The organism is Mesorhizobium sp. M7A.F.Ca.AU.001.01.1.1, from assembly GCF_004022735.1.
In the GTDB taxonomy this organism is placed as follows: domain Bacteria; phylum Pseudomonadota; class Alphaproteobacteria; order Rhizobiales; family Rhizobiaceae; genus Mesorhizobium; species Mesorhizobium ciceri.
Map to the genome: position 1 here is coordinate 1 of NZ_RZPF01000276.1, position 7,620 is coordinate 7,620.

Sequence of the window (7,620 nt, forward strand, 5' to 3'; positions counted from 1 at the left end):
TCGTCTTCGGTCGCGGCGACGGTGGCGTCTGGGGACCTTTCTTCGGGGCGTTGTGCTTTGCGCTGCTGTTCGTGGTGATGACCGTGCTCGGCATCGACGAGCCCGGCAAGCTCATCGCGCAGGGCGTCATCATCCTGGGTGCCGCGATCTTCTACGGAGTGCGGGTGCGAAACCCCTGACCTGAGACGGCGAAAGCAAGCCGACCGGTGTTCGCCGGGACCGACAAATCCACGCGTTCAGACAATTGCAAACAGATGGAGAAACATGGATGTCACCGCCAAAAAACATCATGTGCTATGGCGACTCGCTGACCTGGGGCTGGGTTCCGGTCAAGGAGGGGTCGCCGACCTACCGCTACCCCTATGACCAGCGCTGGACCGGTGTGATGGCGGCGGCGCTGGGAGGGGGCTACCACATCATCGAGGAAGGCCTGAGCGCGCGCACGACATGTCTCGACGACCCCAACGATCCGCGCCTGAACGGGGCGAACTACCTGCCCTCGGCCATCGCCAGCCATCTGCCGCTGGACCTGGTCATCGTCATGCTCGGCACCAACGACACCAAGTCCTATTTCCGCCGGACGCCTTATGAGATCGCCAATGGAATGGCGAAACTGGTCGGGCAGATCCTGACCAGTGCCGGCGGCATCGGCACCCCTTATCCGGCCCCCAAGGCGCTGGTCATTGCGCCGCCGCCGCTGACCCCGATGCCCGATCCATGGTTCGAGGGCATGTTCGGCGGCGGGCACGAAAAATCCAGGGACCTGGCCAGGCAGTACAAGGCGATGGCGGATTTCATGAAGATCGATTTCCTCAATGCCGGCGATTACCTCACCACGGACGGTGTCGACGGAATTCATTTCACCGCCGCAAACAACGCCGATCTGGGACGCGCCGTCGCCGACAAGGTCAAGTCGATCCTCGAGCCGGGCCAGGTCAGCACCGCCGCTTGAAGCCGCCACGCCCGTCGGCTTGCGGCACACAGGCCCACGGCGCAGGTGTGTCGCAGGTTCCTCCGGCGATGCACATCGATGCGGGGCCGAACGATGCGTTTGGCCCCGCATTGATATGGCGCCCGGCGCCGGCAGATGTGCGTCGATCTAGGGGCTTGGCCTCGGAACATCATCGGCCGATGCTTTGGTTTGACGATCGAAGACGACCGCCAGGCCGTTCTTGACGGCAAGTGAGGCGACCATGTCGTCGAGCTCGCGATCGGGAATGGCGGGTTTGAGGACCTGCCGGATGGCCCGATAGGCCTGCTCGGTCGACACATAGTCATAGCGCTTTTTACGCGCTTCCACATATTGCTCGATGAGAATGCCCAATCGGCGGGCGGCTATGTCATCTGGCTGCTGCAAGGGAGCCTCCTCAAGCGTCGATCGTTTGCAGACCCCCCGGATGTAAAAACCCACGCTGCGAAAGTTAAGGCCTGCGGCTGGTCCGAAGCCAAATAAATACGCTGTGGTCATCGACGATCCGCACGGCAGCCAAGCCAAGCGTCGGTCAAGGCCTTGGGCGAAATAGGGCGGCAGCGATCGGCTCCCAAGCGCGGAGCGATCCGCCCAGACGTGCATTCACAACAGCGTCGACAGAGCGGCCATGAAGTGGTCGTTTTCCGAAGTCGAGCCGATGCTGACACGCACATAGGTGTCAAAGCCCTGCTGCTTCCACGGTTTGACGATGACCCCTTGCCGCAGCAGGCCTTCGACGAAGACGGAGGCATCTTGCCGGCAGTTGAAGAACAGGAAATTGCCTCTGGAGGCGGCGACGTCGAGGCCCTTGCTCGCCAGGAAAGTCTCGACGCGTTTTCTCTCCGCCCTGGCCAGAGCTACGACCCTGGCGAGGTGTTCGTCATCGGCCAGCGCCGCGAATGCTGCGGCCTGGGCCATGCCGTTGGCGTTGAAAGGCGTGCGGACGCGGTCGAGCAGCGTGCGCAGCTCCGGGTCGCCGACGATGCCGAAGCCGATCCGCAATCCGGCCAGGCCGAACGCCTTGGAAAAGGTCCGAAGCACGATCCACGGCCGGTCGAGCTTTCCCAGATAGGGCAGGGATGACGCATAGTCGTCGCCCTTGGCATATTCGGCATAGGCTTCGTCGATGACGATCAGCGTCTCGTCGCTCGTCGCATCCAGAACCCTCGACAGATTGCCGCCGGAGAGCCAGCTGCCGACCGGGTTCATCGGGTTCGAGAACAGCAGCATGCGCGGCCGTTCGCGCACCGCCTCGACCAGCGCATCGACATTGATGGTCAGATCGTCGTTGACGACAACGCGATTGACGGTAGCGCCCATCAACGTGGTGTAGTCCTCATGCAGCGGAAACGACGGATAGAGCGTGACGACGGCGTCGCCCGGCCGCAACACGGCGCGGCTGATGACGGAGAGAAGATCTTCGGAACCGTTGCCGAGGATAATCTGGTCCTCGGCGACGGCATATTTGTCGCCGATCGCCTGGCGCAGCTTGCGCCCGGCAGGATCCGGATAGAGGCGGAACATCTCGGAGCCGGCATGCATCGTGGCGGCGAGGGTCGGGCTGGGCCCGAGCGGGTTTTCGTTCGAGCCCAGTTTGGCGATTCTGGCCGGTGCGTATCGTTTCCGTACCTCGTCAATGGTCAGTCCGGAATTGTAGGGCGACAGGCGGTTGACTTCGGTGCGGACCATATCCGAGGCTTTCGACACGGGCTGGCTCCTCTGCGGTGGATTTCGTCATCCGTACCGCAGCTGAAATGCTTTGTATATGCTTGTATATGTAACTTGACCTGATAGTCTCTACGCCGAAGCGGAAACCGACACCGACCAGGAGGATCACATGCGCAACGCTTCTCTCTTCGATCTCTCCGGCAGGAAGGCGCTTGTCACCGGCGCCAGCCGTGGCATCGGGCGCAGCATCGCCGAAGCGCTGAGTGCTGCCGGCGCCGACGTCGCGGTCACGGCGCGCAGCCTGGCCGCGCTGGAGCACACGACGGTCGCCATCCGCGCGGCCGGTGGGGTGGCGCATGCCATCGCTCTCGACGTCACCGATGTCGGCCGCTGCCGCGCAGCCACCAACGAGGCTGCCAGCCTGCTTGGTGGTCTCGACATTCTCGTCAACAATGCCGGGATGGAGGAGGTGCGGCCCTCGCTCGATGTCGACGAGGCGCTGTGGGACAGGATCGTCGACACGAATCTGAAGGGAGCGTTCTTCTGCGCCCAGGCCGCCGCGCGGCAGATGCGCGACGCCGGCCGTCCCGGCACCATCATCAACCTGTGCTCGCTGACGTCGGAAGTCGGAATCCCAACCGCGGTGCCGTATGGCTCGTCGAAGTCCGGCCTGCTCGGCATGACGCGGGCGCTTGCGGCCGAGTGGGCGGAGCTTGGCATAAGGGTCAACGCCATCGCGCCGGGCTATTTCAGGACGGCGATGACGGACGTTTTTTACAACAACGAGGCATGGCAGCACTCCATGCTGGCCAAGATCCCGCAGCGGCGTTTCGGTGATCTCTCCGACCTGCATGGCATCGCCGTGTTCCTCGCTTCGGATGCGGCGGCCTACATAACCGGCCAGTCCATTCCGGTCGATGGCGGCTTTCTCGCCTCGATCTGATGAGGCAGGTTTATCTCGGTAGTTTCGACGGGAAGGAAGATGGAAAAATCGCTGGCGACCGTCACATAGACATGTATATACTTTTGGCCGAGTGAAGCCTCTCGACGGCTTTGATCCTTGTTCAGGGTCGACCTGTCGGCCCGCAGCATATGGCCGGCCTGCGCCAGCCGTGATTGCGTTCCAAGAGTTCCAGGAGAACGAGCAGCCATGTCCGACATCAGCTTCCACGATTTGTCATCCATCGATGCCGACCAGCGCGCCAGTCTGCTGAAGCGCGCCGAGGCCGATCTGACGGTCTTCGTCGAGAAGGTCCGGCCGATCATCCAGGCCGTCAAGGACGAAGGCGACGCCGCCTTGATCCGCTTCGCCAGGGAACTCGACAAGGCCAATGTCGCCGAGGGCGAGCTGCAGGTGTCGGAAGCCGAGTTCGACGCGGCGTTCGACAAGGTGGAAAAGGACGTCGTCGAGAGCATCCAGTTCGGCATCGACAACATCAGGCATTTCCATGAGGAGCAGAAGCCGGAAACGATGTGGCTCAAGGAAGTCCGGCCGGGCGCCTATGCCGGCGACCGGTACACGCCGATCGCTTCCGTTGCGCTCTACGTGCCGCGCGGCAAGGGTGCTTTCCCATCGGTGACGATGATGACGTCGGTGCCGGCGGTGATTGCCGGCGTGCCGCAAATCGCCATCGTGACGCCGCCGACATCGGATGGTTCGGTGGACGCGGCAACGTTGGTCGCCGCACGCCTCGCCGGCGTCGGAACCGTCTACAAATGCGGCGGCGCTCAGGCAGTTGCCGCCGTCGCCTACGGCACGGAGACGGTGAAGCCCGCGCTCAAGATCGTCGGCCCCGGCAGCCCCTGGGTGGTGGCGGCCAAGAGCGTGCTGTCTTCGGTCATCAACACAGGCCTTCCGGCCGGGCCGTCCGAAGCGATCATCTTTGCCGATGACAGCGTCGACGGCGGGCTTGCCGCGCTCGACCTGTTGATCGAAGCCGAGCACGGGCCGGATTCCTCGGCCTATCTGGTGACGCACAGCCGCAAGGTCGCCGAAGCCGCATTGGCTGCAATCCCGGAGCATTGGTCGCGGATGACCGAGCAGCGTGTCGAGTTTTCACGCGCGGTGCTGACCGGCAAGCGCGGTGGCATCGTGCTGACCGCGTCGCTGGAAGACAGCTACCGCTTCATCAACGACTATGCGCCCGAACATCTCGAGATCCTGTCGAAGGAGCCGTTCGCGCATCTCGGGCGCATCACGGAGGCGGCTGAAATCCTGATGGGGCCGCACACGCCGGTGACGCTGGCCAATTTCGTGCTTGGACCCAATGCGGTGCTGCCGACCAGCCGTTGGGCGCGGACCTACGGGCCGCTTTCGGTGACGGATTTCGTCAAGCGCTCGTCGGTCGGCTATGTCACCTCGGTGGCCTATCCGGAACTCGCTCTGCACGCCCGCAGGCTCGCCCGCTACGAGGGCTTCAGCTCGCATGAGAACGCGGTCTCGGAGATCCGCGACCGCTATCTTGCCGGCTGAGCGGAACCGATCGAGATGAAGGCGGCACGACTTTACGGGCCCGGCGATCTGCGCGTCGAGGACATCGCGACGCCGGGCGCGCCGGATGCAGGCTGGGTGAAGCTCAGGGTCGATGCCGCCGGCATCTGCGGTTCGGACCTGCATAATTTCCGCACGGGACAGTGGATAAGCCGGTCGCCTTCGACGGCCGGCCATGAACTCACCGGCACGGTGACCGCCACCGGCGCGGGCGTCGACGCCTTCGCTATCGGTGACAGGGTTGTCGCCGATTCCCGCTTCTGGTGCGGAGACTGCGCGCAATGCCAAGCCGGCAGGCGTCATCTCTGCGCGTCACTGGGCTTCGTCGGAGAAATCTGCGACGGCGGATTTGCCGAACAGGCCGTGCTGCCCGCACGGCTTTTGCATATCATCGATGCCGGGCTCGACGAGCGGGTCGCGGCAATGGCCGAGCCGCTGGCGGTGGCGCTGCACGCGGTGCGGCGCCTGCCGAAAACGACAGGCTTCGTGCTGGTCGTCGGCTGCGGGCCGATCGGCGGTCTTGCCGCCCTGCTGTTGTCGCGGACCTTCGCCGGCACCGTGCTGATCGCCGACCGCAACCAGAGCCGCTGCGCCCGGGTGGCGCGGGTGACGGGTGCCCGGATCGTCGATCTGAGCCGGGACGCCGTTGCCGCCGCAACTGCCAATGCCCCGCTGCTCGCGGCCATCGAGGCGACCGGCAGCGTCGCGGCGCTCAATCAGCTGCTCGGCGTTCTCGATCCCGGCGGTACGATCGCCATGGTCGGCATCTTCCACGGCCGCCTCGACATTGATCCCAATACGCTGGTCGAACGCGAAATCGGGTTGCTGGGATGCCATGCCTTTGCCGACGAACTGCCCGAGGCCGTGCGGATGCTGGGTGAATTGAGCGAACCGCTGCTGGCGCTGATCGACCAGGAGATCGGCCTGGATGACATTCCGGCTGCCTATGAGCGGCTGTTGGCGGGGCGCAGCGACGGCTTGAAAACAATCATCCGCATGCGGCAACCTGTCGAGTCGTGATTTCCGATGAATCGCCGGAAAGGACTTTTGAAATGATCACTTTGCCCGACACCGCCAGCCCTCTTTACGAGAAGGTGAAGGACTACATCCTGGCAAACATCGGAACGGGCCGGTGGGGCAAAGATCGCAAGCTGCCGTCCGAGAATGAGTTGGTCGCTTCACTCGGCGTCTCGCGGATGACGGTTCACCGGGCGCTCAGAGAATTGACCTCGGCCGGGTTTCTGATCCGCCTGCAAGGTGTGGGAACCTTCATCGCGCCACCGCGGCCACAGTCGACGCTGATCGAGATCAACAACATCGCAGCCGAGATCGTCGAGCGCGGCAACAGACATCGTTCCGAAGTCCTCGTCCTCGAAACCATCATGCCGACAAAAGAGCTGGCGCTGTCGTTCGAATTTCCAAAGCGCGTCTCGATCTATCATTCCGTCGTCGTCAATTTCGAGAACGATCTGCCGGTGCAACTCGAAGAGCGCTTCGTCAATCCGAGCCTTATCCCCGACTATGACAAGCAGGATTTTTCGAAGACGGCGACCTATGACTACCTCATGCAGAAAACCCCGGTGACCGAGGTCGAGCATATCATTTCCGCCATCCCGGCGGATGCCGAGACGGCGCGGCATCTGGGCATCGATGTCGGCGCCTGCTGCCTTTTCCTGCACCGCCGGACATGGACGGGCGCGGTGGTGGCGACGATCAGCAAGCTGACTTATGCCGGCAGCCGCTACTCGCTCGGCAGCCGCTATTCCCCTTCAAAAAGCAGCTGACGGAAGCAGGTCGAATGCAAGAGCGACAGATGACGCCGGCACCGAGCCGCACGGCGCGGATCCGGGCACTCGCGCAGCATGATGTTGCCGAAGCACAAAGCGCGCTGGCGGCATTGCTGGGCGACCTGTTCGCGATGCGCCCCCGCAATGTCCGCATCAACTTCGATAAATACAGCCTCAATTCGTTGAACGGCTTCTTCGAGGACGACGGCAAGGCCTACTTCTTCAAGTTCCATCAGGAGGAGCGGGAAGAGGCGATGACGGGCGAGTATTACCGCGCCGAGATTCTGTCGCGCGCCGGCCTGCCGGTTGATCAACCCGTGCATATGTCGGCCCAACCGGGCGAGCAGATCCTTGTCTATCGGCGGCGCACGGATCCGAGGTTTTCGGATGTGCTGTTCGCGCTGGATGCGCAGGACGATGCCGGCAAACGGCGAGAAGCCGTTCTTGCCGAGCGCGACCTGTCGGCCAGGCTGCTCAAGGTCTATCTCGAAACGCTGCATCCGGTAACCGTCGAGGAGGTGGCGGCGGAACCGATCCACAGGCTGTTTCATGAGCGGCTGATCGATGCCGAGACACGCTTGTCGCCAGGCGGCCGGCTGGCCGATTTCTATGTCGGCAAGCCGTTCGTCTTTCCCGGTGCCGAGCTGGATTGGGATCGGTTTTCCCGGCTGAAATTCGTCATCAATGGCGAGCAGTACACCGAC

At 63.3% G+C, this 7,620-nt stretch carries 7 protein-coding genes and 2 pseudogenes; 7 read left to right on the top strand and 2 right to left on the bottom strand.

What is annotated here, in order from left to right; genetic code table 11:
* Both EN884_RS39610 and EN884_RS17980 read left to right on the top strand, forming a co-directional pair.
* Positions 1-179, top strand: a pseudogene (locus EN884_RS39610) (ABC transporter permease); the annotation flags it as partial.
* Positions 180-268: 89 nt separating this feature from the next.
* The gene (locus EN884_RS17980; protein ID WP_013530477.1) at positions 269-952 is read left to right on the top strand and encodes an SGNH/GDSL hydrolase family protein; all 684 of its coding nucleotides are present in this window, start codon (positions 269-271) and stop codon (positions 950-952) included.
* Between the two features lie 147 nt (positions 953-1,099).
* On the opposite strand, the gene EN884_RS17985 is transcribed toward EN884_RS17980, so the two are convergent.
* The gene (locus tag EN884_RS17985; RefSeq protein WP_224620654.1) at positions 1,100-1,468 is read right to left on the bottom strand and encodes a hypothetical protein; all 369 of its coding nucleotides are present in this window, start codon (positions 1,466-1,468) and stop codon (positions 1,100-1,102) included.
* A gap of 105 nt (positions 1,469-1,573) precedes the next feature.
* On the bottom strand, positions 1,574-2,677 hold the full coding sequence (locus EN884_RS17990) for a histidinol-phosphate transaminase (protein WP_082826515.1): 1,104 nt from the start codon (positions 2,675-2,677) through the stop codon (positions 1,574-1,576).
* Positions 2,678-2,807: 130 nt separating this feature from the next.
* Between EN884_RS17990 and EN884_RS17995 the strand changes: the two genes are divergently transcribed.
* The 5 genes and pseudogenes from EN884_RS17995 to EN884_RS18020 all read left to right on the top strand — a co-directional run.
* The gene (locus EN884_RS17995) at positions 2,808-3,581 is read left to right on the top strand and encodes a 3-oxoacyl-ACP reductase family protein (RefSeq protein ID WP_024503950.1); all 774 of its coding nucleotides are present in this window, start codon (positions 2,808-2,810) and stop codon (positions 3,579-3,581) included.
* A gap of 207 nt (positions 3,582-3,788) precedes the next feature.
* Complete coding sequence (hisD, locus tag EN884_RS18005) at positions 3,789-5,111, top strand: histidinol dehydrogenase (RefSeq protein ID WP_024503949.1); 1,323 nt, start codon at positions 3,789-3,791, stop codon at positions 5,109-5,111.
* Positions 5,112-5,126: 15 nt separating this feature from the next.
* A complete protein-coding gene (locus tag EN884_RS18010) occupies positions 5,127-6,149 on the top strand; it encodes a zinc-binding dehydrogenase (RefSeq protein ID WP_063168691.1) in 1,023 nt (340 codons plus the stop codon).
* 32 nt (positions 6,150-6,181) lie between these two features.
* A complete protein-coding gene (gene hutC, locus EN884_RS18015) occupies positions 6,182-6,913 on the top strand; it encodes a histidine utilization repressor (RefSeq protein ID WP_013530484.1) in 732 nt (243 codons plus the stop codon).
* Between the two features lie 29 nt (positions 6,914-6,942).
* Positions 6,943-7,620: pseudogene (locus EN884_RS18020) on the top strand (hypothetical protein); the annotation flags it as partial.

Bases quoted from the DNA above. Each gene is read 5' to 3' on its own strand.
- EN884_RS17980 (WP_013530477.1), top strand. From the start codon at position 269: ATGTCACCGCCAAAAAACATCATGTGCTATGGCGACTCGCTGACCTGG.
- EN884_RS17985 (WP_224620654.1), bottom strand. From the start codon at position 1,468: ATGACCACAGCGTATTTATTTGGCTTCGGACCAGCCGCAGGCCTTAAC.
- EN884_RS17995 (WP_024503950.1), top strand. From the start codon at position 2,808: ATGCGCAACGCTTCTCTCTTCGATCTCTCCGGCAGGAAGGCGCTTGTC.
- hisD (WP_024503949.1), top strand. From the start codon at position 3,789: ATGTCCGACATCAGCTTCCACGATTTGTCATCCATCGATGCCGACCAG.
- EN884_RS18010 (WP_063168691.1), top strand. From the start codon at position 5,127: ATGAAGGCGGCACGACTTTACGGGCCCGGCGATCTGCGCGTCGAGGAC.
- hutC (WP_013530484.1), top strand. From the start codon at position 6,182: ATGATCACTTTGCCCGACACCGCCAGCCCTCTTTACGAGAAGGTGAAG.